Origin of the sequence: Methylobacterium sp. J-043 (genome assembly GCF_022829505.1) — a bacterium.
Classification (GTDB): Bacteria; Pseudomonadota; Alphaproteobacteria; order Rhizobiales; family Beijerinckiaceae; genus Methylobacterium; species Methylobacterium extorquens_A.
The window spans coordinates 25,140-46,328 of the sequence record NZ_JAKSYB010000025.1; the positions used below are offsets into that span (position 1 = coordinate 25,140).

Sequence of the window (21,189 nt, forward strand, 5' to 3'; positions counted from 1 at the left end):
TCCGGTTAGAGAGCACCAGGCAGAAAGACGGACTTTACTGTTTGGCCTGCTGCCGGTTTCACGGACACCCGGTTTAGGTGTGATGGTGAAGCCTGAGGTACTCCATGCAACGTCGCAAGTTGGCGCGTGAGTTCAAGATTGAGGCGGTTCGACTGGTTCGGGAACGCGGAGTCAGTGTTGCGCAGGCAGAGCGCGACCTCGATGTTCACGAGACGATGCTGCATCGCTGGGTGAAGCAGGCGGCAGCTGATCCGCAACATGCCTTCCCTGGTCGGGGTCAGATGAAGCCCGAGCAGATTGAGATCGATCGGCTGTGCAAGGAGGTCTCTCGTCTGAAGGCAGAGCGTGACATCCTAGAAAAGGCTGCCACTTACTTTGCGAGGGAAGCGATATGAAGTTCGCTTTTTTCGCAAAGCATCGCGCCGTCTGGCTGGTGGCCTGGATGTGCACGGCGCTGAGCGTGTCGCGCTCCGGCTTTCACGCGTGGCTCACCCGGCAGCCGAGCCAACGCACACAGGAGGACGAGGCCATCCTGGTCAAGGCTCGCGCCAGCTTCGTGGCCAGCGACCGCACCTACGGCGCAAGGCGTGTCTGGCGCGACGTGCTGGCAGAAGGCATCGCATGCGGGCTAGTGCTGCGACAGCGACGCCATCCGTCGTCAGATCGAGGCGACGGGGGCAGCGCCCAACATCCCGCCAAAGTCCAACCGCCGGTGGAAGCCGTGCTTTTCCCCCGTCCTGTACAAGGGATGCAACGCCATCGAGCGCATGTTCGCGCGCCTTAAGGATTTCCGCCGCATCGCCACCCGATACGACCGCCTGGCAGCCAACTACCCGGTCGCCGTCTGCATCGCCGCAACCGTCAGCTACTGGTTATGAGTCCGGAGCCTAAGCCCACTCTGTCTCCCTCGATGGGACGTTAACATGAGAGCGGGGAGCTGCTTCATAGCGTAGTCGATAAAGCTTCGCGCCTTTGCTGGCAGGAGGCGTGAAGTCGTGACGATGTAGACGGGTGTTGGCGCCAGATCCCACTCCGGCAGCACCTGCACCAACCGCCCATTCGTAACATCGCGCTCGACGCTGAGGTGGTGAGCGTTGAAGATCCCCTGACCTGCCAGTGCAAATCGGCGCGCGAGGCTTGGCGAGTTGCAAGAGATCGGGCCGCTTACGGCCACTGAAACGATTTCGCTGCCGCGGGTGAACGACCAGGTCGTGCCTGCACCGCCATCGGACACGATGGCATGGTGTACTGAAAGGCATTCAGGCGTTCTCAGCGAACCTTCAGCGCTGAGATAGGACGGCGCGGCGAAAAGCCCGTTCTCCACTTCAGATACTTTTCGTACGATCAGCGAGGTTTCACGCGGCTCCTTGATGGCAATCGCGAGGTCGTAGCTATCGCTCACCAGATCAACGGGTGTGGGCTTCAGATCGACGTGGACGCTGATATTCTCGTAAACGGCTGAAAAATCGGTGACGATCCTTGAGAGGTGATGTAATACCCAAAAATCCGGCGGGGCAGCGATCTTCAGCAGGCCGCTCGGCCCCCTGGCTTCAGCGACGAGGTTATCGAGGGCCTGTTGTGCCTCGTCAACAAGACGGGTTGCTTGTGCAAGATAGGCTTCGCCGTAAGACGTTAAGATGAGCTTGCGAGTGTTACGGTCGAGTAGGCGCAGACCAACCGATTGTTCAAACGATGCAATTCGCCGCGAGAGCGAGGAGATCGGCATGCCTAGTGCTACTGCGGCTTGGCTGAAGCTTTTCCGTTTAGCCACCTCGACGAACAGCGCCATGTCACGCAGCACCTGGGAATTCGGCATATGTTTGTCGTGCCCTCGTGATCACCCGAATGAGGGCTTTCACAGTCCCAGCTTCCGGAAATTTCCGCACGTTATGAGAGGTAGATACAACGGCTTGCGAAGGCCTCTTCAACGCTAGGATCGTCCAAACCGCTCTTAGGTCGGACACCTAACAAATGGCATAAAACCAATCCATGAAGAAGGCTATAAATGTCGCACAAGGAGGTTTTCGGCTGATTTCGAGCCGGAAATATGTTTTTCATAGGATTTTCAGAATTTGACATATACAGACAAAACTCAGATATTTTATTTAAATACGCGTATATTATATAGTATATACATCGGCGTTTTTATGGTCCGCACGTTTCCTTCTGTGCAAGTGGATCGCATATTGAGGTTTGCGCGCTGGCGCTACGAGCAAGGCTAAATCCCCAAACCGAGGCGCTACGCAGCATTCCGGCTTGACAAGCGTCCGCTACTCCACAAGTTGAAACTTCAATGCAAGTTGCGCGCAATCTAAAAGTGCACACGGTTGTGCGAGCTACTGCTGCGAAAGCCTTAGTGAACTGGCCTGCGGCCGGTTTCACGGACACCCAGTTTAGGTGTGATGGCGAAGCCGGAGGTACTCCATGCAACGTCGCAAGTTCGCGCGTAAGTTCAAGATTGAGGCGGTTCGACTGGTTCGGTAACACGGAGTCAGTGTTGCGCAGGCGGCGCCGACCTCGACGTTCACGAGACGATGCTGCATCGCTGGGTGAAGCAGGCGGTGGCTGATCCGCAACACGCCTTCCCTAGTCAAAGTCAGATGAAGCCCGAGCAGATTGAGATCAATCGGCTGCGCCAGGATGTCGCTCGTTTGAAGGCGGAGCGTGGCATCCTAAAAAGTCTGTCGCTTACTTTGCCAGGGAAGCGATATGAAGTTCGCTTTCATCGCAAAGCATCGCGCCGTCTGGCCGGTGGCCTGGATGTGCACGGCGCTGAGAGTGTCGCGCTCCAGCTTTCACGCGTGGCTCACCCGGCAGCCCAGCCAACGCACACAGGAGGACGAGGCCATCTTGGTCAAGGCTCGCGCCAGCTTCGTGGCCAGCGACCACACCTACGGCGCAAAGCGTGTCTGGCGCGACGTGCTGGCAGAGGGCATCGCGTGCGGGCTGCACCCCATCGAACGGATCATGCGCGAGAATGCCCTGCGAGCACGGCCGCGTGACGGGGGCTGCCGAAAGACGCGGGTGAGCGGAGCGCCGCCTCGCCCAATCTTCTGGAGCGGCGGTTCGCGGCCGACGCAGCGGGTGCGCGGCGATATCGCCGATGCCGTCGAGAAGGCCCGCCGGGCCGGCGAGGGTAACAAGGCCCGGTTGCTGCGCGGTGTCCGCGACGACCTCGATGCCGCCCTTCAGGAGGCCTCCCCCGGCTTCCGCGATGCGATGGGCCGTTCTGCCGCCGCCACGCGCGAGATCGACGCCATTGAGACCGGCACGACCGCAGCCGGGCGTGGGCGCACCGAGGACAAGATCGCCGCGCTCGAACGCATGACGCCCGGCGAGCAGGCGGCGTTCCGCACCGGCTACGACGACCCACTCATCGCGAGCGTTCAGGGCGCAGCCGAGGGCGCGAACAAGGCCCGGCCCTTCACCTCCATGGCCCGCAGACTGAACTCCCCGCCTTCGCGGCGGAGGGGCGCGGCGACACGCTGATGCGTCAGCTCGGGCGCGAGAACGAGATGTTCGCCAACCGCGCCGAAGCGCTCGGTAACACGACACAGGTCGAGGAGCTGCCGATCGCGCAAGCCTGATCAGGGTGCTTCCTAACTGATAGCGGCGATTGCATCGCCGCCGTTACTCGAAGCCTAGCGTAAAAATCGCAATGCCAATCGCGGCGAGACCTGCCCATACGAGGCTGGCATGACGATCGCTCGAAGCCATCATCGTTGCGACCGATGCGAACGCGACCATTAGCAACAGCCCGACCACAACACCCGCCCTGCAGCATGGTACAGGGCGCAGCATTGGCATTTTGAACATATAATTCATTTACAAATGTGGGAACGCTGACGTGCGCGCTGAGGTGCTGCAGCGCGCATCGAACTGTGCACGAGGTGCGCGGCTAGCGCGTCGCCAAAGGCTTCGGTTACTTCCCTTCGCGACGGGCCGCAAACTCCCAGATCGGGATCCCAACCGGCGCACCGGGTGTATCCCGGTAGCCGCTCACGTTGCCGAACAAGACCCGATTCGGCTCGATGCCGATCGCCTTGTGCCCTCCCGTCACCATCACCCCGCACCAATCCACGCGCAACGTTCCGCGCTCGGGGTGGACACCGAAGAGCTGCTGCGCCGTCCAGCCCAGGCGCACGGCCTCAACACAGAAGCGCTCGATGAAGTCGGTGCACGCTTCGTGGACGTTCGCCCAAGCGGTGGGGTTGAGATAGCGGCAGGGCGACGAGGTCGGACGGAGCTTACCGAAGGCCTTCCGCCACTCGGCCGCCTCAGGCGGGAGATGATCGGGCGCAAGTTCGGGAAGGAGCATTGCGACTGCCGGCTGAGACAGGGGCCGACGGCATAGGGGGGTATCCGGTTGCCTCAGGCTTACCGGCCGACCGGGCTCACGCCTTCTGCGCCCGCGCGAGCAAGATCGCGGTCCGAATCGCCCCGCGCTTCAAGCTGGGGCTGCTCTCGGGGTTGGCGACGACTTGGCTCGCCCAGCCATGGCCAGCGACGGCCGCAGCGAGGTCGAGGCTGTAGCCGTCGGCGATCGGGTGGGCGGTGGTGCCGGGGTCGGCGAGGTATGCGTCGACCGCCGCGGTGACCTGATCGTCGGTGACAAACTTGGTCTTGAAGAGTTCGCCGACAGTTGAGTTGGCGTCCGCCATCTCAGGCCTGCGAAATCACGTTGGTGGGGTAGATAGTGGGGTAGGCCGCCCTGATCGCCAAATTCTATAGCAGAATCAGTGAGACTTGGCGGAGAGGGGGGGATTCGAACCCCCGATGGGCTTGCACCCATGCCGCATTTCGAGTGCGGTGCATTCAACCGCTCTGCCACCTCTCCGCAGAGGTGTCGTATCGACGCGGAGCGCCCTAGCACGGGGCGGGTCGGGCCACAAGCCGGCTTCGCAGAGGATCGGGGACTTCGCCGGCTGAGCCCTTGCGGACGGATAGCCCTGCGGTGTTCATGCCACGCATGTCCGATCTGTTCGCTTCCGCCGGTCTTGAGACGGGCGCGCCCCGGCCGCTTGCGGATCGTCTGCGTCCGCGCCGCCTCGCGGAGGTGGTGGGGCAGGAACATCTCACGGGGCCGGACGGTGCGCTGACGCGTCTGCTCGCCTCGCGCAGCCTCGGCTCGCTCGTGTTCTGGGGGCCACCTGGCACCGGCAAGACCACCGTGGCGCGGCTCCTCGCGCACGAGACCGACCTGCATTTCGAGCAGATCTCGGCGATCTTCTCCGGCATCGCCGAACTGCGAAAGGTGTTCGAGGCGGCGCGCAAGCGGCGCGCAACGGGTCAGGGCACGCTCCTGTTCGTCGATGAGATCCATCGCTTCAATCGCGCGCAGCTCGATGCCTTCCTGCCGGTGATGGAGGACGGGACCGTCACGCTCGTCGGCGCGACGACGGAGAATCCGTCGTTCGAACTGAATGCCGCTCTGTTGTCGCGCGCGCGGGTGCTGCTGTTCCGTGCGTTGGACGCGCCCGCCCTCGCCCGGCTGCTGGCCCGGGCCGAGGAGATGGATAGCCAGCCCCTCCCCCTCGACGAGGAGGCGCGTGCGGCGCTGGTTCGCATGGCCGATGGCGACGGGCGCGCGGCGCTGACGCTCGCGGAAGAGGTGTGGCGCTCGGCGCGTCCCGGGGAGATTCTCGACGCAGAAAAGCTCCAGACCCTCGTGCAGCGCCGCGCGCCGATCTACGACAAAGCGCAGGAGGGGCACTACAACCTCATCTCCGCGCTGCATAAGACGGTGCGCGGCTCGGACCCCGACGCGGCACTCTATTACCTTTGCCGCATGCTGGATGCCGGCGAGGACCGATTGTTCATCGCCCGGCGCCTCGTGCGGATGGCGGTGGAGGATATCGGGCTCGCCGACCCACAGGCCCTCGTCGTCGCGAACGCGGCCAAGGACGCCTTCGACTTCCTCGGCTCGCCCGAGGGCGAACTCGCGCTGGCACAGGTCACCGTCTACCTCGCCTGCGCCCCGAAATCGAACGCGGTCTACACGGCCTACAAGGCGGCGACACGGGTAGCGAAGGCCGCGGGTTCGCTCGCGCCGCCGCGCACCATCCTCAACGCCCCCACGGGGCTGATGCGACGGATCGGTTACGGCGAGGGCTATCGCTACGACCACGATGAGCCCGATGCTTTCTCGGGCCAGGATTACTGGCCGGAAGCGCTCGGGCGCCAGCACTTCTACGAGCCGACCGACCGGGGCATGGAGACGCGCTACCGGGAGCGGCTGGCCTACTGGGAACGGCTGCGGCAGGAGCGCCGCGGCAACGATTGACCGTCAGGAACGACATCGAGGGATCGCGACCGATCATGCAGGCCTACACCGCGCTTACCGCCACCTTCGCCCGCCTCGGCGCGCTGGAGGATACGAGCGGCATCCTCGGCTGGGACACCCAGACGCAGATGCCGGACGGCGCCTCCGAAACACGCGGCGAACAACTGGCCGTGCTGAGCGTGCTCGCCCACGAGATCCTCACCGACCCGCGCAACGCGGAGCGGTTCGATGCGGCGGCGACCGAGGCCGACCTCGGCGAATGGGAGCGGGCCAACCTGCGCGAGATGCGCCGGGCTTATGCGCATGCGGCGGCGGTGCCGGGCGATCTCGTTGCAGCGGCGTCAAAAGCGGCGACGCGCTGTGAGATGGTCTGGCGCGAGGCGCGGCGCGATTCGGATTTCGCGCGACTGCGTCCGCATCTCGAAGAGGTGCTTCGGCTGCGACGGCGTGTCGGCGAGGCCAAGGGGGCGGCGCTCGGCCTTGCGCCCTACGATGCGCTGCTGGACGGCTACGACCCCGGTATGCGGCGCGCCCGCATCGATCCGATCTTCGACGCGCTGCGCGCCGTCCTGCCGGATCTGGTCGTCGCAGTGCGCGAACGGCAGGCGGCCGACGCCCCTCCCCTGCCGCTGCCGGGTCCGTTTCCGGTGGCGATCCAGCGGGAGATCGGTCTGGGGCTGATGCGGGCCGTCGGGTTCGATTTCACGCGCGGACGGCTCGATATCAGCCTGCACCCGTTCTGTGGCGGGGCCACCGACGACGTCCGCATCACCACCCGCTACGACGAGGCGAGCGCCACCGGAGCGCTGATGGGTGTGCTGCACGAGACCGGCCACGCGCTCTACGAACAGGGTCGCCCGGCGGCGTGGCGCCACCAACCGGTGGGGCAGGCCCGCGGCATGAGCCTGCACGAGAGCCAATCGCTGCTCGTCGAGATGCAGGCTTGTCGCTCGGCCGAGTTCTGCGCCTTCCTCGCACCGACCCTGCGCACGGCGTTCGGCGGCGAAGGGCCGGCCTGGGAGGCGGAGAACCTGCACCGCCTCTACACCCGCGTCGAGCCGGGCTTCATCCGAGTCGATGCCGACGAGGTTACCTACCCGGCCCACATCCTGCTGCGGTACCGCCTGGAGACGGCGATGATCGCCGGTGATCTCGCGGTCGCCGACCTGCCGGGCGCCTTCAATGACGGCATGAAGGAGCTGCTGGGGCTCACCGTGCCCGATGACCGGCACGGTTGCCTTCAGGACATCCACTGGCCGGGCGGCAGCTTCGGCTACTTCCCGACCTACACCCTCGGAGCGCTGGCCGCCGCGCAGCTTTTCAAGGCCGCCTGCGCCGCCCATCCCGGCATCCGCCCGGCGCTCGCGGAGGGCGATTTTTCGCAGTTGCGCGGCTGGCTGCGGGAAAACGTCCATGCCCGCGCGAGCCTGATGGACACCGACGCGTTGCTGACCGCCGCGACCGGAAAGCCGCTCGGGGCGGAGGATTTCCTGGCGCATCTGCGCCGCCGCTATCTCGGAGCGGCGTAGGAATGGGTCGAACGAGATTGCCGGGCAGTCGCTTCTGGGATTGCACTCTGAGGCCGGGGGCCGTAACGGGGCCGCCCTCCCCTTAGAATCCAAGCGATCCGGTCCCATGGCGGCCTGCGGCCTCGATTTCGGCACGTCCAACACCACCCTCGGGATCGGCACGGACGTCCGTCCGACCTTGGTGCCGCTGGAAGGGACACATCGCACCTTGCCGAGCGCGATCTTCTTCGCGCCCGGCCGTGAGGCGCAGATCGGGCGGGAGGCGATCGAGGCCTATGTCGAGGGCACGCCCGGCCGCCTGATGCGGGCGCTCAAATCCGTGCTCGGCTCCCCCCTGATCGAGGAGACCACGCCGGTCGGGCGCGAGCGCATCCGCTTCCGCGATGTCATCGCCCGCTATCTCACCCTGGTGAAGGCGCGTGGCGAGGCGCAAGCCGGCGTCGAACTCGACACCGTGGTGCATGGGCGCCCGGTCCACTTCGTCGACAACGACCCGGCAGCCGACCGCAAGGCGGAGGACACGCTGAGGCAGATCGCCGAGAGCATCGGCTTCCGCCACGTCCGCTTCCAGTACGAGCCGATCGCCGCCGCGCTCGATTACGAGCGTACCGTGACGTCGGAGGAGATCGCGCTGATCGCCGATATCGGCGGCGGTACGTCCGACTTCTCCATCGTCCGGCTCTCGCCCGAGCGGCATCGGCGCGACGAGCGGGCCGAGGACATCCTGGCCAATGACGGCATCCGCATCGGCGGCACCGATTTCGACCGCAACCTCAGCCTCGGCGCGGTGATGCCCCTTCTCGGCCTCGGCAGCCCGATGAAGCGGGCGGACCTCGCCGTGCCGAACGCGTACTTCCACGACCTCGCCACATGGTCGAGCATCAACCGGCTCTACAATCCCAAGACCCTGCGCGAGATCGACGAGGTGGTGCGCGACGCCGCCCGGCCGGAACTCGTGGCGCGTTTACGCACCGTCGTCGAGGCGGAGCGCGGGCATTCCCTCGCCATGGCGGTGGAGGGGGCCAAGATCGCGGCGTCCGATGCGGGGGCAGGCACGGTCGATCTCGAATGGGTCGAGGCGGGCCTGGCGGCGGATGTAGACCGCTCACGGCTCGCCGGGCACACCGACGACCTCGCGCGGCGCATGGCACAGCGGATCGACCGCTGCCTCGATCAAGCCGGTCTGACGGCCGATCGGATCGACGCGCTGTTCCTCACCGGCGGCTCGACCGGCTTGCCGCATGTCCGCGCGGCGCTGACGGCCTGCGTGCCGGGGGCGCGGGTAGTCGATGGCGATACGTTCGGTTCGGTCGGACTCGGCCTCACACTGGAGGCGGCGCGGCTCGCGGCCTGACGCGATCACCCCGGTGCGGAACAAGCCCGCGGCATCGTCACCTATGCCGGGCTCTCTCGACAGTTCGAACGAAATCGCCATGCTTCGCGGCTGCCATGGCACAGGGCGCTGAGGCTCGTCGCCATGCGTTGCATGCGGTCGCGGACAGGGATTCTGCCTTGCAACCGGCCGCGGCGCTTTGCGCCGTCATCTCAGGGTGATAGCAGCGGCACATGAAGGGACGTCCACCACATCGCGGGTCCGGCGCAAAGCGCGGACCCGGCGGGTTCGCGCCGCGCGCCGGCACGGGGCCGCGCAGCTCCGCCAAAGACGCAGCGCAGCGCGCCGCCCGCAATCGCGGCGAGGATGCCGCCGAACGCTCGCCATGGGATGACGGCGCGGCCGGTGAGAGCGCGCCGCGCCCGAAGCGCGTACCCGAAGCCGCCGCACCGAAAGCAGAAGCGCCGCGCGCCAAGCCCCGCTCTGCCAAACCATCCTTTGCAAAGCCTGACCCGGCCCAGGCGCCGACCGCGGAGGCTCCGGCCGGACCGACGCGCCGCGAACAGCGGGCTGCGGCATCGGCGACGCTGGCAAGCGGCGTGCAGACGCTGACCGTCGATTCCGACGAGGCCGGGATGCGCATCGACCGCTTTCTCGGCGCTCGCTTCCCGCAGCTTCCCTTCACCCGCGTGCAGAGCATCGTCCGCAAGGGCGAGTTGCGGGTCGATGGCAAGCGCGTAAAGCCGAGCGACCGGTTGGAGCCGGGTTCGAGCGTGCGGGTGCCGCCGCTCAAGCTCGACCAGCCGACCGAGAGGCCGCGCAGCGCCGCCAAGATCGACGGAGACGCCGAATTCCTGCGTTCGCTGATCCTCTACGAGGATGCGGACATGATGATCCTCAACAAGCCGTTCGGCCTCGCCGTGCAGGGCGGCACGGGCACCGTGCGCCACGTCGACGGTCTCTTGGAGGCGTTGACCGGGCCGGACGGGCAACGCCCGCGCCTCGTCCACCGCCTCGACAAGGACACGGCCGGTTGCCTGATCGTCGCCAAGACGCGGCTCGCCGCCGCGACCCTGGCCAAGAGCTTCCGCTCCCGTGCCGCGCGCAAGATCTACTGGGCGCTGGTGGCGGGCGTGCCGCGCACCCGCCAGGGCCGGGTCTCGACCTATCTCGTCAAGGACGAGCCGACCGATGCCGATGCGCGGATGCGCGTCGCCAAACACGGCGACGAGGGCGCCAGCCACGCACTCACCTACTACGCCACGGTCGATCAGGCGGCGCAGAAGCTGGCGTGGCTCTCGCTGAAGCCCGTCACCGGGCGGACGCACCAGTTGCGAGCCCACGCCGCGCATATCGGCCACCCGATCGTCGGCGACCCGAAATACTTCGACGTGGAGAACTGGGAGCTGCCCGGTGGCATTCAGAACCGCCTGCACCTTCTCGCCCGCCGCATCGTGATCCCGCATCCGCGCACCGGCCAGCCGGTCGATGTCAGCGCCCCGCTGCCGCCGCACATGGCGCAGAGCTGGAACCTGCTCGGCTTCGATGCGGCCCGCTACGACCCGATCGTCGAAGCACCGGAAGCCTGAACGATCCAAGGCTATCTTCACGAAAGCGAAGAGAGCCTTGGAACCGAGCCCTGTTGCCATAACTCTCGCTTCATCCGCCTGCTGCGTGGACGAGGGCATCGCGAGGTGCTTCTATCGGCACCGCGTTTCAGGCCCGGAATCCCGGTGCCGAAGTTCGGATCGACGGCCTGCGGTCGGGGTTGCCGTCGGGACTGTCTGAAGCCCCTCCCTGCCGCGGGCCGGTACAACGAGGTTCAGGATCGCATGAGGCCCCTTACCCTGTTGTCCGTCGCGCTGGCCGGCCTGCTCTGCGCCGCCGCGCCGGCCGGCGCGGCGCCTCCCGGCGATGGGGCGCCGGGGCAGCCCCAGGGACAGTCCCAAGGACAGCTCCAGGGCGCGCCCCACTCGGCGGTCCCTCCCCCGTCTCAGGCGGCACCGACGGCGCGACCGGCAGGTCAGGGCGTGCGGGCGTCGGAGCGCCGACGCCGCATCTCCTACGCCGCCTGTAACCGCGAATCGCACCGCCGCAGGTTGTCCGGCGGCGCACGACGACGCTTCCTCGTTCGCTGCCGCCTCGGTTACGAGCGGCGCCCGGCCTCGCAGCCGGCGCCCGCTCGCAGGCCATGAGCCGACGGGGCGCTCCGGCCGTGCTCAAGCTGATCGTCTTCGATGTCGATGGCACCCTGATCGACAGCCAGCACCTGATCGTGGAGGCGCAGCATCGCGCCTTCTCCGAGCATGGCTTGGAGGCGCCCCCGCGCAAGGAGGCGCTGTCCGTCGTCGGGCTGTCCCTGCCCGAAGCGTTCCGTCGCCTCGTCGGCGAGGCCGGGCCGATCGAATCGCTCGCGCACAGCTATCGCAAGGCGTTCCAGGCGTTGCGGGTCGATCCCGACTATGAGGAGCCGCTGTTTCCCGGAATGGCCGAATTAGTCGAGCGGCTGCACCGCCGTGACGACATCCAGCTCGGCATCGCCACCGGTAAGTCGCGCCGGGGCGTCGATCATCTCGTGGACAAGTACGGCTGGGAGCGCTGGTTCGCCACGATCCAGACCGCCGACGACGCCCCCTCCAAGCCCGATCCGGCCATGCTGCTTCAGGCCATGGCCGAGACCGGCGCCGAGCCGTCGATGACCGTGATGATCGGCGATACGACCTTCGACATGATGATGGCCCGAAGCGCGAGCGTGGCCGCCATCGGCGTCGGCTGGGGCTATCACACGCCCGGCGCCCTGTTCAGCGCGGGTGCGGTGACGGTGGTCGATTCGGCTGCCACTCTGAGCGACCTGTTCTCCGGCCCCCTGGACGATTCGCAGCCCGGCCCGGTGACGGAACGGCTCGCGACTCAATAAGCGCATCCTCCGTCGCGCCGGAGACTCGCGCGCGGCGATGAGAAATCCTATCTGCGGACCATGAGCACTTCAGGCGACGACGTCACCCGTGATTGGCTGGGCGAACCCGGGGAGAGCGGAAGACCCGACCGCGTCCAGGCCTCTCGCTCCGGTACGGGGCCGACTCTACCGAAGCGCTTCTACGCGCAGGCCGGCCTCACGGAGACCGAGGGCGGCTTCCGCCTCGTCCTCGACGGGCGGGGGGCCAACACACCGGGCCGCCGACCGCTGGTCGTGCCCGATCGGGTGCTGGGCGAAGCGCTCGCGGGGGAATGGGAGGCGCAGGCGGAAGTGATCGACCCGCGCACCATGCCGCTGACCCGCCTCGTCAACACCACGATCGACGGCGTGGTGGAACGCCGCGCCGCGGTCGCGGAGGATCTGGCCGCCTTTGCCGGCACCGATCTCGTCGCCTACCGGGCCGGCGCGCCGGAACGCCTCGTCGCGATGCAGGCCGAAGCCTGGGATCCGCTCGTGGATTGGGTGGCCGAGACGCTGGGCGCGCGGCTGTTCCTCGCCGAGGGGGTCATGCATGTCGAGCAGCCGGAGGGCTCGGTGGCGGCGTTGCGTGCCGCGATCGAAGCGGTGGACGACCCCTTCCGCCTCGCGGCCCTTCACACGCTCACGACGCTGACCGGCTCCCTCGTGCTCGCGCTGGCCGTTCTGCATGGCCGCCTGAGCGCGGACGACGCCTGGGCGGCGGCTCATGTGGACGAGACCTATCAGGCGAGCGTCTGGGGCCGCGATGCGGAAGCCGAGGCGCGTCTCGCCCACCGTCGGACGGAGTTCGAGACCGCAACGATGATGGCGCAGCGGCCCAACTGAACGGCCGCCTGCACATGAATGATGCGGGCGCGATCACTGTTGAGGCACCGTGCATTTTCTTGAAGCGATTATAATATCCTGAACCTATTAAGTCGAAGTGTCACTTCATTGCACTATCGGCATGGCTTGCTCGTGTTCCAGTTTTGGCATCGTCCAACTTTGGAGACGAACGTGCCGACCCTTCGACTCGACACCCGGCGGATCGCCCTCGCCACCATCACGGCCGTGCTCACCTTGAGCGCCGCCGCCTGCGCGACCAAACCCCCGCCCTCACCGGTCGAGCCGGTGCCGCTGATCAAGAAGGGCTGAGGACGGGCATTCGTCTCGAGCGAATCTCTGATACCGTTTCCGCTTGATCCGAGCGGGGACGGGATCAGCAAGCCCGCGCGGCGACTGAGGAGGGGACCCATCGCGCCAGCGCGACGGGATCCCGCAGAATCCCAGATCCGCCATCCCGAAGGGATCAAACGGATTTGGTATGACAACGCGTGGTCCCGGCCTTCGCGCCGGGGCTACCCTCTCGACGATGAGACACATGAATTGGCTCCGGCCGAGCATCGCCCCAAAAGCGGTCCACCTGCTTTTGGAGAAAAGCACGATGCTCCCGCAGCGTCGCAGACCGTTTCCGAGGGCGGGAACGCGTGCTAAGGGCGATCGATCGATGCAAGGTCAAGCTCTTACGCTTTGATCTGCATTCAAAAAACGATTTCGATCCCCAGGGAGTCTCGCCAGCACCATGAAGGACATTCTCGAGAAGCTTGAGGAGCGTCGCGCACAGGCCCGTCTCGGCGGCGGGGAAAAGCGGCTCGAGGCGCAGCACAAGCGCGGCAAGCTCACGGCGCGCGAGCGCATCGAACTCCTGCTCGACCATGGGTCGTTCGAGGAGTTCGACATGTTCGTGCAGCACCGCTCCACCGACTTCGGCATGGAGAAGCAGAAGATCCCCGGTGACGGCGTCGTCACCGGTTGGGGCACCGTCAACGGACGCACCGTCTTCCTGTTCTCCAAGGACTTCACGGTGTTCGGCGGCTCGCTCTCGGAGGCGCATGCGGCCAAGATCGTCAAGGTCCAGGACATGGCGCTGAAGATGCGCGCGCCGATCATCGGCATCTTCGACGCCGGCGGCGCCCGCATCCAGGAGGGCGTGGCCGCGCTCGGCGGCTACGGCGAGGTGTTCCGCCGCAACGTCGCGGCGTCCGGCGTGATCCCGCAGATCTCGGTCATCATGGGGCCGTGCGCGGGCGGCGACGTCTACTCGCCGGCCATGACCGACTTCATCTTCATGGTGCGCGACACGAGCTACATGTTCGTGACCGGCCCCGACGTGGTGAAGACCGTTACCAACGAGGTCGTTACCGCCGAAGAACTCGGCGGCGCCAAGGTCCACACCTCGAAGTCCTCGATCGCCGACGGCTCGTTCGAGAACGATGTCGAGGCGATCCTCCAGATCCGCCGGTTGCTCGACTTCCTGCCCGCCAACAACATCGAGGGCGTGCCGGAGATCGAGAGCTTCGACGACGTCAACCGCCTCGACAAGTCGCTCGACACGCTGATCCCGGACAACCCGAACAAACCCTACGACATGGGCGAACTCATCCGCCGCGTGGTGGACGAGGGCGACTTCTTCGAGATCCAAGCGGCTTACGCTCGCAACATCATCACCGGCTTCGGCCGCGTCGAGGGCCGCACCGTCGGCTTCGTCGCCAACCAGCCGCTGGTTCTGGCCGGCGTGCTCGATTCGGACGCCTCCCGCAAGGCGGCCCGCTTCGTGCGCTTCTGCAACGCCTTCTCGATCCCGATCGTCACTTTCGTCGATGTGCCGGGCTTCCTGCCGGGCACGGCGCAGGAATATGGCGGTCTGATCAAACACGGCGCCAAGCTGCTCTTCGCCTACTCCCAGGCCACTGTGCCGCTCGTCACCATCATCACCCGCAAGGCGTTCGGCGGCGCCTACGACGTCATGGCGTCGAAGCATGTCGGCGCCGACCTAAACTACGCTTGGCCGACGGCGCAGATCGCGGTGATGGGCGCCAAGGGAGCGGTGGAGATCATCTTCCGCGCCGAGATCGGCGACGCGGACAAGATCGCCGAGCGGACCAAGGAATACGAGGACCGCTTCCTCTCGCCCTTCGTGGCGGCGGAGCGCGGCTACATCGACGAGGTGATCATGCCCCACTCCACCCGCAAGCGCATCGCGCGGGCGCTGGGGATGCTGCGCACCAAGGAGATGGAGCAGCCCTGGAAGAAGCACGACAACATCCCGCTCTGAACGCGGGACCACGACGGGCCGCCCCTCGGGGCGGCCTTTTTCGTTCGCGCGACGTCGCGTCCTACCCGAAGTTGCCGGCGCGGCTTGTCGCCAGTTCCGGCCTGCCGGCGATCAGTCGCCGTTTGAGCCGGGCCAAGGCCTCACGCTGCAACTCGCTCGGAGCGGAATGGGCGGAGGCGACCTTCGTCAGCATGTCCACGAACTGCATCCGCTCCTCGCCGGTCAGCTTCTCGCGAAACAGCGGCAGCAGCGGATCGGCGACGAGCGAGAACGGGCGGCGCTCCTGCGTGTAGCGCCATGCCCGCTCGAAGGTCGCGGAGATCGTCTGGATCTCCAGCGGGTTTTCCATGAGCTCGAAGATGCGGGTCTTCTCGGATGCGGTGATCGGGCTGCCGGTGCGCACGATCTGGATCATCAGGATGACGGCCGCGAGTCGCACGTCGTTCACCCGCTGCAACGGCGTCCCGACGAAGCCCTCGAACACCGACTTTGCCCTGCGCTGAAGCCCCTTGGTGTCCTGATCGATCTCCTTGAGCTGCTTGACCGTGTAATGGGCCCGCAGGAGCCAAATCAAAACGCTGGCGACGACGGCGGTGAAAATGATGAGGATCGGCAACAGGCGGTCTCCGCGAACCCACAAATGATGCGAATCGCCGCCTAACCGACCACGCGGACGTGCGCGGGTCAAATATCTGACGGCAGCGGATCGAGCGAGGTTTGTGCTGAAGAACGACCGACGCTCTATGAGGGGGGCGTGGTGGGCGCGACAGGGATCGAACCTGTGACCCTTCGCGTGTGAAGCGAATGCTCTCCCGCTGAGCTACGCACCCGAGCCCCGACGTGCCACCGCGGGGATGGGCGGCACCGGTGTCGCTGTGGCGACGGAGGGCCGTATACGCCGAGGCCGGGCGCTCGGCAAGCGGGTTCCGCACCACGGCGACAGATACGTGACGGTACGAGGAACAGCGCGATATCGGCTACCCCGCTTGTCGCGCGCGGCCGGGTCGGTTAGACGAGCGTACCGTACGGTACGGTACTGCCCAGCAAGCGGAACATGCAGGCGAGCCCCCTCATCACCGACGAGCTTTCGGCCGAAACGCCCACCCCCCGCCAGCAGGCGGTGCTGGATGCCGCGCTGGCGCTGATGGTCGATGGACGTGATCCGCTGACCATGGACGCGGTGGCGCGCCGGGCGAGCTGCTCGAAGGAGACGCTCTATCGCTGGTTCGGCGACCGTGACGGCCTGCTCACCGCGACGGTGCGCTGGCAGGCCTCGCGCGTCCATGCCGGCCGCTACGACGTGAGCGGGCTGGATGCCGTCGCCTTGCGCAAGAACCTTCTCGATTTCGCCGAGACCTGGCTCGCGGTCATCACCAGCCCGACCTCGGTTGCGCTCAACCGCATCGCCATCGCCGATGCGGGGTCCAGCAAGAGCACTCTCGGCGGCATCGTGCTGGCCAACGGGCGCTTTGCCATCGGCGAGCGGGTGAAGCCGGTGTTGGAGGCGGGCCGCGCGGCCGGTCTCCTCGTCTTCGAGGACAGCGAGGCGGCTTTCCGGACCTTCTTCGGTCTGGTCGGCCGCGATATTCAGATCCGACTTCTTCTCGGCGACGCGCTCGATCTCGATGCCGCCGGGATCCGGAGCGACGCGGCCCGTGCCGTCGAGCAGTTCCTGGCCCTCTACGGCCGGGCGAAACCCTGAACCGAAACCACTGACACGAGAGAGGACACCACCATGCGCGTCTATTACGATCGCGATGCCGACCTGAACCTGATCAAGGGCAAGAACGTCGTCATCGTCGGCTACGGCTCCCAGGGCCATGCCCACGCGCTCAACCTGCGCGACTCGGGCGTGAAGGACATCGTCATCGCCCTGCGCGAGGGCTCTGCCACCGCCAAGAAGGCCGAGCACGAGGGCTTCAAGGTGATGAACGTCGCCGACGCCGCCAAGTGGGGCGACGTGGTGATGATGCTGACCCCGGACGAGCTGCAGGGTGACATCTACAAGGAGTCGCTGGAGCCGAACCTGAAGCAGGGCGCCGCGCTCCTGTTCGCCCACGGCCTCAACGTGCACTTCAACCTGATCGAGCCCCGCAAGGACCTCGACGTGCTCATGGTCGCCCCGAAGGGCCCCGGCCACACCGTGCGCGGCGAGTACCTCAAGGGCGGCGGCGTGCCGACCCTGATCGCCATCGCCCAGGACGCCTCGGGCAACGCCCACGACCTCGGCCTCTCCTACGCCTCGGCCAATGGCGGCGGCCGCGCCGGCATCATCGAGACCACCTTCAAGGAAGAGTGCGAGACCGACCTGTTCGGTGAGCAGGCCGTGCTCTGCGGCGGCCTCGTCGAGCTGATCAAGGCCGGCTTCGAGACCCTGGTCGAGGCGGGCTACGCCCCCGAGATGGCCTATTTCGAGTGCCTGCACGAGGTGAAGCTGATCGTCGACCTCATCTACGAGGGCGGCATCGCCAACATGAACTACTCGATCTCGAACACCGCCGAGTACGGCGAGTACGTCACCGGCCCGCGTATCGTCACGCCGGAGACCAAGGCCGAGATGAAGCGCGTCCTCAACGACATCCAGTCGGGCATCTTCACCCGCAACTGGATGCTGGAGAACAAGGTCGGCCAGACCTCGTTCAAGGCCACCCGCGCCAAGCTCGCCGCCCACCCGATCGAGGAAGTCGGCGCCAAGCTCCGCGGCATGATGCCGTGGATCTCCGAGAAGGCCCTGGTCGACAAGTCCAAGAATTAATTTGGGATCAGGAGGCCGTGCTTTGCTCGGCCTCCACCGTTGTGGAAAGAGGCCGGTTCGCGCGAGCGTGACCGGCCTTTTTTGCGGCCCCGTTTGCACCATCATGCCTTTGCCTTAAACGCATCCCGAGGAGGCCCGAAGCAATCGGCCCCGGAGGAGACGCACATGGCATCGCTCTACTCGGAGGCGCACCGCGCCCTCCAGGAGGAATTCGGCACGACCAAGCTCGCCGTGCGCCTCGACGAGGATTGGGTGCATGAGACGATCCAGCCGGAGGAAGCCGCGTTCATCGGCTCGCGGGACATGTTCTTCCTCTCGACCGTCGATCCCGACGGCATGCCGACCGTCTCCTACAAGGGCGGCCCGACCGGCTTCGTGAAGGTCGTGGATGGCTCAACGCTGGTCTTCCCCGGCTTCGACGGCAACGGGATGTTCTACTCGATGGGCAACATCGAGGGGCAGGCCAAGATCGGCCTCCTGTTCATCGACTTCGAGACGCCGCACCGCATCCGGGTCCAGGGACATGCCTCGCTGCTCCGCGACGATCCGCTGATGGCCGATTACACGGAGGCGAAGTATCTCGTGCGCGTCGATGTCACGAAGATCTGGGTCAACTGCCCACGCTACATCCACAAGTACAAGAAGCTCGAGCAGAACAAGTACGTCCCCCGCCCCGACCGCGAGACGCCGCTCGCCGCCTGGAAGCGGCTCGACCTCGCCGGCGACGTCATCAGCGACGAGGACAAGGCGCGCGTCGCGAGGGAAGGCCGCCTCGAGGTCCCGGAATACGAGGCGCTAGTCGCCCGCGGCGAGGCCTGACGTCGAACGGCTCTCGTGATCGTTTAGACCCGGCCGGCTTTACGAGCCGCGCCGGGTCGTGCTTCGTGCGCGCGACCTCGATAACCGCACTGGGCCGCCTCTCGGCATGACGTTCCTCAGACAAGCCCTACAGAACCATCCGCAGATCAAGCGGGCACTCAAGTCCGTCGCCAAATCGGCCGGCTTGTTTCGCGACAGCCCGGCCAACGACTTCTATCGCGATCTGGCGGAGGTGAAGACGCGAGGCGACGACGCCTTCTCGAAGCTGTTCTACGGCTATGACGGTGACCACCTGATCAACAAGTGGAACCACTTCCTGCCGATCTACAGCCGGCTGTTCGCGCCCTTCCGCGACGGCAGGCCGGACGGGCGGCCGCTGCGCTTCCTCGAGATCGGCGTCTACGAGGGCGGTTCCCTCGATCTCTGGCGGCGCTTCTTCGGCCCCTCTGCCATCCTCTACGGCATCGATGTCGATCCGCGCTGCGCGGTGTTCGACGGCCGCGCCGCGCAAGTCCGTATCGGCTCGCAGGCCGATCCCGCCTTCCTTCGGTCCGTGGTCGAGGAGATGGGCGGCGTCGATGTCATCCTCGATGACGGCAGCCACGTCGCGAGCCACCAGCGCATCACCTTCGAGACGCTGTTCCCGCTCCTGGCGCAGGACGGGCTCTACGTCGCCGAAGACCTGCACACCTCGTACTGGCGCGACTACGAGGGGGGCTACCGCCGCCGGGGCACGTTCCTGGAGATGACGAAGGCGTTCATCGACGACATGCACGCTTGGTATCACGATCGCGGCGCGCAGGAGATCGGCCGGAGCATCGGCGCGATCCACGTCTACGACAGCATCGTCGCCTTCGAGAAGGGCAGCGGCGAACGGCCGTTCCACACCACCATCGGCACGCCGCAGCGGGCGATCGACCGAGTGCGCTGAGGGTTGAAACGAAAACGCCCGCGCCTCTATCGAGAAGCGCGGGCGTCCTTCAGCTCAGATCGACCGGCTCACATCGCCTTGAGCGGACCGGCCTCGATCACGTCCTCGACGGTGCGCAGGCCTGCGCGGGTCGAGTTCACGAGCACCGCCATGTTGCCCGGCGGGTGCTGGTTCTTCCACATCTTGGTGTGAGCGGCCGGGATCTTGTCCCAGGGGAACACCTCGCTCATGCAGGGATCGACGCGCCGGTCGATGACGAACTGGTTGGCGGCCGAGGCCTGCTTGAGATGGGCGAAGTGCGAGCCCTGGATGCGCTTCTGGCGCATCCAGACGTAGCGGGCGTCGAAGGTGATGTTGAAGCCGGTCGTGCCGGCGCAGAACACGATCATGCCGCCGCGCTTGGCCACCAGGGTCGAGACCGGGAAGGTCGCCTCACCGGGATGCTCGAACACGATGTCGACGTCGTTGCCCTTGCCGGTGATGTCCCAGATCGCCTTGCCGAACTTCCGGGCTTCCTTGAGCCAAGTGTTGTACTCGGGGCTGTTCACCTTCGGCAGCTGGCCCCAGCAATCGAAGTCCTTGCGGTTGATGACGCCCTTGGCCCCGAGGCTCATGACGTAGTCGCGCTTCGACTCGTCCGAGATGACCGCGATGGCGTTGGCGCCCGAGGCCGCGCAGAGCTGCACGCCGAACACGCCGAGACCGCCGGAGGCGCCCCAGATCAGCACGTTCTGTCCCGGACGCACGGTGTGCGGCGCGTGGCCGAACAGCATGCGGTAGGCAGTGGCGAGGGTGAGAGTGTAGCAGGCGGCCTCTTCCCAGGTCAGGTGCTGGGGACGCTTCATGAGCTGGCGCGACTGCACCCGGCAGAACTGGGCGAAGGACCCGTCACCGGTCTCGTAGCCCCAGATGCGCTGCGAGGGCGAGAACATCGGGTCGCCGCCGTTGCACTCTTCGTCGTCGCCGTCGTCGCGGTTGCAGTGAACGATGACTTCGTCGCCGACTTTCCAGCGCTTCACCTTCGAGCCGACCTTCCAGACGATGCCCGACGCGTCCGAACCGGCGATGTGGTACTCGCCCTTGTGCACGTCGAAAGGCGAGATCGGCTCGCCGAGGCCGGCCCAGACGCCGTTGTAGTTCACGCCCGCGGCCATGACGTAGACGAGCACCTCGTCGTCGCCGATGTCCCACACGGGGAGCACTTCGAGCTGATGCGACTCCTCCGGCGGCCCGTGGCGCTCGCGGCGGATCGCCCAGGCATACATCTTGGCAGGCACGTGGCCGAGCGGGGGGATCTCGCCGAGCTCGTAAAGGTCCTTGGCTTCCGCCGTCTGCCCGGTCCAGGCCGGCGCTGCACTTGCAGCCATCGTGGCACTCCCTGTCTCTCTGGATTCGCGCGTGACGAAACGCGCGACCTTGGCCGACGCTATAAGCACGATGTTTCCGGCCTTCCAAGTGGCCTAAAAGGCAACGGTTTGTCTCGTCCGCA

The 21,189-nt window shown here is 66.2% G+C and carries 18 protein-coding genes, 2 tRNA genes and 3 pseudogenes; 16 read left to right on the forward strand and 7 right to left on the reverse strand.

The window, feature by feature from the left end; all coding sequences use genetic code 11:
- Positions 1 to 104: 104 nt before the first annotated feature.
- Together MKK50_RS01635 and MKK50_RS01640 are read left to right on the forward strand one after the other, a co-directional pair.
- Positions 105 to 631: pseudogene (locus tag MKK50_RS01635) on the forward strand (transposase); the annotation flags it as partial.
- Positions 632 to 638: 7 nt separating this feature from the next.
- Positions 639 to 878 (forward strand): annotated as a pseudogene (locus MKK50_RS01640) (IS5/IS1182 family transposase); the annotation flags it as partial.
- On the opposite strand, the gene MKK50_RS01645 reads toward MKK50_RS01640, so the two are convergent.
- Positions 866 to 1,816 (reverse strand): LysR family transcriptional regulator, encoded by a 951-nt coding sequence (locus tag MKK50_RS01645; RefSeq protein WP_499019932.1) that lies wholly within the window; start codon positions 1,814 to 1,816, stop codon positions 866 to 868. The pseudogene MKK50_RS01640 and the gene MKK50_RS01645 sit on opposite strands and share 13 nt — an antisense overlap.
- Positions 1,817 to 2,424: 608 nt before the next feature.
- Here MKK50_RS01645 and MKK50_RS01650 point away from each other — a divergent pair.
- Positions 2,425 to 3,080: pseudogene (locus MKK50_RS01650) on the forward strand (IS3 family transposase); the annotation flags it as partial.
- Positions 3,081 to 3,084: 4 nt separating this feature from the next.
- Positions 3,085 to 3,489, forward strand: a complete 405-nt coding sequence (locus tag MKK50_RS01655) for a hypothetical protein (protein WP_499019934.1) — start codon at positions 3,085 to 3,087, stop codon at positions 3,487 to 3,489.
- A 433-nt stretch (positions 3,490 to 3,922) separates the two neighbouring features.
- Here the strand turns inward: MKK50_RS01655 and MKK50_RS01660 are convergent, their stop codons facing one another.
- The 3 genes from MKK50_RS01660 to MKK50_RS01670 all read right to left on the reverse strand — a co-directional run bounded on the left by MKK50_RS01660 (position 3,923) and on the right by MKK50_RS01670 (position 4,837).
- Positions 3,923 to 4,318: a hypothetical protein gene (locus tag MKK50_RS01660; protein ID WP_499019936.1), complete on the reverse strand. Its 396-nt coding sequence runs from the start codon at positions 4,316 to 4,318 to the stop codon at positions 3,923 to 3,925.
- Between the two features lie 76 nt (positions 4,319 to 4,394).
- A complete protein-coding gene (locus MKK50_RS01665; RefSeq protein WP_499019938.1) occupies positions 4,395 to 4,661 on the reverse strand; it encodes a hypothetical protein in 267 nt (88 codons plus the stop codon).
- Between the two features lie 86 nt (positions 4,662 to 4,747).
- A tRNA-Ser gene (locus MKK50_RS01670) sits at positions 4,748 to 4,837 on the reverse strand.
- A gap of 132 nt (positions 4,838 to 4,969) precedes the next feature.
- Here MKK50_RS01670 and MKK50_RS01675 point away from each other — a divergent pair.
- From MKK50_RS01675 to MKK50_RS01710, 8 genes are all read left to right on the forward strand, one after another.
- The gene (locus MKK50_RS01675) at positions 4,970 to 6,283 is read left to right on the forward strand and encodes a replication-associated recombination protein A (RefSeq protein WP_499020146.1); all 1,314 of its coding nucleotides are present in this window, start codon (positions 4,970 to 4,972) and stop codon (positions 6,281 to 6,283) included.
- Positions 6,284 to 6,318: 35 nt separating this feature from the next.
- Entirely contained in the window at positions 6,319 to 7,812 is a 1,494-nt protein-coding gene (locus MKK50_RS01680) for a carboxypeptidase M32 (protein ID WP_499019941.1), read from the forward strand.
- Between the two features lie 106 nt (positions 7,813 to 7,918).
- Complete coding sequence (locus MKK50_RS01685) at positions 7,919 to 9,166, forward strand: Hsp70 family protein (RefSeq protein ID WP_499019944.1); 1,248 nt, start codon at positions 7,919 to 7,921, stop codon at positions 9,164 to 9,166.
- 212 nt (positions 9,167 to 9,378) lie between these two features.
- The gene (locus MKK50_RS01690) at positions 9,379 to 10,734 is read left to right on the forward strand and encodes an RluA family pseudouridine synthase (protein WP_499019946.1); all 1,356 of its coding nucleotides are present in this window, start codon (positions 9,379 to 9,381) and stop codon (positions 10,732 to 10,734) included.
- 626 nt (positions 10,735 to 11,360) lie between these two features.
- The gene (locus MKK50_RS01695; protein WP_253373948.1) at positions 11,361 to 12,062 is read left to right on the forward strand and encodes an HAD-IA family hydrolase; all 702 of its coding nucleotides are present in this window, start codon (positions 11,361 to 11,363) and stop codon (positions 12,060 to 12,062) included.
- A gap of 60 nt (positions 12,063 to 12,122) precedes the next feature.
- Positions 12,123 to 12,926, forward strand: coding sequence for an ATP12 family chaperone protein (locus MKK50_RS01700; protein ID WP_499019948.1), 804 nt, complete (start codon positions 12,123 to 12,125; stop codon positions 12,924 to 12,926).
- A gap of 171 nt (positions 12,927 to 13,097) precedes the next feature.
- A complete protein-coding gene (locus MKK50_RS01705) occupies positions 13,098 to 13,235 on the forward strand; it encodes a hypothetical protein (RefSeq protein ID WP_499019950.1) in 138 nt (45 codons plus the stop codon).
- Between the two features lie 427 nt (positions 13,236 to 13,662).
- Positions 13,663 to 15,195 (forward strand): acyl-CoA carboxylase subunit beta, encoded by a 1,533-nt coding sequence (locus tag MKK50_RS01710; RefSeq protein ID WP_003597263.1) that lies wholly within the window; start codon positions 13,663 to 13,665, stop codon positions 15,193 to 15,195.
- 61 nt (positions 15,196 to 15,256) lie between these two features.
- Here the strand turns inward: MKK50_RS01710 and MKK50_RS01715 are convergent, their stop codons facing one another.
- Both MKK50_RS01715 and MKK50_RS01720 read right to left on the reverse strand, forming a co-directional pair.
- Positions 15,257 to 15,811, reverse strand: a complete 555-nt coding sequence (locus tag MKK50_RS01715; RefSeq protein WP_499019952.1) for a tellurite resistance TerB family protein — start codon at positions 15,809 to 15,811, stop codon at positions 15,257 to 15,259.
- 139 nt (positions 15,812 to 15,950) lie between these two features.
- Positions 15,951 to 16,025, reverse strand: a tRNA-Val gene (locus tag MKK50_RS01720).
- A 224-nt stretch (positions 16,026 to 16,249) separates the two neighbouring features.
- On the opposite strand from MKK50_RS01720, the gene MKK50_RS01725 reads away from it, so the two are divergent.
- The 4 genes from MKK50_RS01725 (at position 16,250) to MKK50_RS01740 (ending at position 19,700) form a co-directional block, all read left to right on the forward strand.
- A complete protein-coding gene (locus tag MKK50_RS01725) occupies positions 16,250 to 16,897 on the forward strand; it encodes a TetR/AcrR family transcriptional regulator (RefSeq protein WP_499019954.1) in 648 nt (215 codons plus the stop codon).
- Positions 16,898 to 16,930: 33 nt separating this feature from the next.
- Positions 16,931 to 17,950, forward strand: a complete 1,020-nt coding sequence (gene ilvC / locus MKK50_RS01730) for a ketol-acid reductoisomerase (protein ID WP_056246484.1) — start codon at positions 16,931 to 16,933, stop codon at positions 17,948 to 17,950.
- Positions 17,951 to 18,115: 165 nt separating this feature from the next.
- Positions 18,116 to 18,769, forward strand: coding sequence for a pyridoxamine 5'-phosphate oxidase family protein (locus tag MKK50_RS01735; protein ID WP_253367968.1), 654 nt, complete (start codon positions 18,116 to 18,118; stop codon positions 18,767 to 18,769).
- A 106-nt stretch (positions 18,770 to 18,875) separates the two neighbouring features.
- Entirely contained in the window at positions 18,876 to 19,700 is an 825-nt protein-coding gene (locus MKK50_RS01740) for a class I SAM-dependent methyltransferase (protein ID WP_499019957.1), read from the forward strand.
- 68 nt (positions 19,701 to 19,768) lie between these two features.
- Here the strand turns inward: MKK50_RS01740 and ccrA are convergent, their stop codons facing one another.
- Positions 19,769 to 21,067: a crotonyl-CoA carboxylase/reductase gene (gene ccrA, locus MKK50_RS01745; RefSeq protein WP_253367964.1), complete on the reverse strand. Its 1,299-nt coding sequence runs from the start codon at positions 21,065 to 21,067 to the stop codon at positions 19,769 to 19,771.
- Positions 21,068 to 21,189 lie beyond the last annotated feature (122 nt).

What these genes read in the sequence shown, in the direction of transcription:
- MKK50_RS01645 (WP_499019932.1), bottom strand. Translation starts at nt 1,816, where the DNA reads ATGCCGAATTCCCAGGTGCTGCGTGACATGGCGCTGTTCGTCGAGGTG.
- MKK50_RS01660 (WP_499019936.1), bottom strand. Translation starts at nt 4,318, where the DNA reads ATGCTCCTTCCCGAACTTGCGCCCGATCATCTCCCGCCTGAGGCGGCC.
- MKK50_RS01665 (WP_499019938.1), bottom strand. Translation starts at nt 4,661, where the DNA reads ATGGCGGACGCCAACTCAACTGTCGGCGAACTCTTCAAGACCAAGTTT.
- MKK50_RS01675 (WP_499020146.1), top strand. Translation starts at nt 4,970, where the DNA reads ATGTCCGATCTGTTCGCTTCCGCCGGTCTTGAGACGGGCGCGCCCCGG.
- MKK50_RS01680 (WP_499019941.1), top strand. Translation starts at nt 6,319, where the DNA reads ATGCAGGCCTACACCGCGCTTACCGCCACCTTCGCCCGCCTCGGCGCG.
- MKK50_RS01685 (WP_499019944.1), top strand. Translation starts at nt 7,919, where the DNA reads ATGGCGGCCTGCGGCCTCGATTTCGGCACGTCCAACACCACCCTCGGG.
- MKK50_RS01690 (WP_499019946.1), top strand. Translation starts at nt 9,379, where the DNA reads ATGAAGGGACGTCCACCACATCGCGGGTCCGGCGCAAAGCGCGGACCC.
- MKK50_RS01700 (WP_499019948.1), top strand. Translation starts at nt 12,123, where the DNA reads ATGAGCACTTCAGGCGACGACGTCACCCGTGATTGGCTGGGCGAACCC.
- MKK50_RS01710 (WP_003597263.1), top strand. Translation starts at nt 13,663, where the DNA reads ATGAAGGACATTCTCGAGAAGCTTGAGGAGCGTCGCGCACAGGCCCGT.
- MKK50_RS01725 (WP_499019954.1), top strand. Translation starts at nt 16,250, where the DNA reads ATGCAGGCGAGCCCCCTCATCACCGACGAGCTTTCGGCCGAAACGCCC.
- ilvC (WP_056246484.1), top strand. Translation starts at nt 16,931, where the DNA reads ATGCGCGTCTATTACGATCGCGATGCCGACCTGAACCTGATCAAGGGC.
- MKK50_RS01735 (WP_253367968.1), top strand. Translation starts at nt 18,116, where the DNA reads ATGGCATCGCTCTACTCGGAGGCGCACCGCGCCCTCCAGGAGGAATTC.
- MKK50_RS01740 (WP_499019957.1), top strand. Translation starts at nt 18,876, where the DNA reads ATGACGTTCCTCAGACAAGCCCTACAGAACCATCCGCAGATCAAGCGG.
- ccrA (WP_253367964.1), bottom strand. Translation starts at nt 21,067, where the DNA reads ATGGCTGCAAGTGCAGCGCCGGCCTGGACCGGGCAGACGGCGGAAGCC.